The organism is Proteiniphilum sp. UBA1028, assembly GCF_002316955.1.
Classification (GTDB): Bacteria; Bacteroidota; Bacteroidia; order Bacteroidales; family Dysgonomonadaceae; genus Proteiniphilum.
In genome coordinates, this window is the sequence record NZ_DCEN01000059.1 from 1 (window position 1) to 1561 (window position 1561).

Below are 1561 nucleotides of genomic sequence, written 5' to 3' on the forward strand. Positions count from 1 at the left end.
TGAAAATAAAAATAATCGTATGAGATGAGCATGTAAACAGCTTGAAACCATGTTGATGACTAAAAGCAGGTTCCATACGACATATTTTAAAGTTAATAATTTTAGTCGTATGAAATATTTAATTGCCATTTTTATTTCAACCTTCTTGATCTTGGGCTTTCATTCACAAGGAAGTAACTCCGGGCAACCACCTAACTATCCCGGCAACCGTGCCCCGCTGACCGGCAAAACCTATATCGAACTGCCCGTCGGAGCTATACGCCCTCAAGGGTGGCTCAAAGAACAATTGAACCGGATGCGGACAGGAATGACAGGACATCTGGACTCTATTTACCCGCAGGTCGCCGGACAGAGAAACGGATGGCTGGGCGGTGACGGAGACGTGTGGGAACGAGGACCGTACTGGATTGACGGACTCTTGCCGCTCGCCTATATTATGAACGATGCGGAATTAACAAAGAAAGTACAGCCCTGGATTGAGTGGACGTTGGCATCGCAAAAGCCAAACGGATACTTTGGCCCGGATACCGACCGGGAACCCGAAGAAGGCCTGCAGCGAAACAACGCTCACGACTGGTGGCCTAAAATGGTGATGCTGAAAGTAATGCAGCAATACTATTCCGCAACCGGGGATAAACGGATAATTCCCTTTATGACAAAATATTTCAACTATCAGCTGAAAGAATTACCCAACCATCCGCTGGGAAACTGGACATTCTGGGGAGAACAGCGCGGAGGAGATAACCTGATGATGGTCTATTGGCTGTACAACATTACGGGAGATCCTTTTTTACTCGAATTGGGTGAGCTGATCCACAAACAAACATTCAACTGGACGGATGTATTCCTCCATCAGGATCATCTATCGCGCCAGCACAGCTTACATTGTGTAAATCTCGGACAGGGATTTAAAGAACCGGTTATCTATTTCCAGCAGAATCAAAATCCTGAACTGCTCGAAGCGGTAAAAAAGGCTGTCCGCGATATGCGCAACACCATCGGATTGCCCATCGGATTATGGGCGGGCGACGAATTGCTCCGTTTTGGAAATCCCGTTCAAGGTTCTGAGCTTTGCACCGCAGTGGAGATGATGTATTCGCTGGAGAGTATCCTTCAGGTTACCGGTGATGTGCAATGGGCAGACCACCTCGAAAAAATTGCTTATAATGCCTTACCAACTCAAACCACCGACGATTTTGGCGCTCGACAGTATTACCAGCAGGTCAACCAGATTAAAGTCAGCCGGGACATGCGAAATTTCGTAACTCCCCATCACGATACAGACAACCTTTTCGGAGAACTCACCGGATACCCCTGCTGTACCTCCAACATGCATCAGGGGTGGCCCAAGTTTACGCAGAATCTTTGGTATGCGACCAACGATAACGGCATTGCCGCAATGGTGTATGCCCCATCGGAGGTTTCAGCAAAGGTAGGAAATGGACAACTCATCACCGTTAAAGAGTCCACACAGTATCCTTTTGAGGAAACCATTACTTTTACCTTTGAGTTTCCAGATAAAAAAGAAGAAAGAATAAAATTTCCGTTCCACCTGCGTATT

Annotated in this window: 1 protein-coding gene; it reads left to right on the forward strand. The window is 46.8% G+C overall.

What is annotated here, in order from left to right:
• Nucleotides 1-109: 109 nt before the first annotated feature.
• On the forward strand, nucleotides 110-1561 hold a 1452-nt coding region (locus tag B3Z75_RS10580; protein ID WP_294071388.1), incomplete at its 3' end, for a beta-L-arabinofuranosidase domain-containing protein.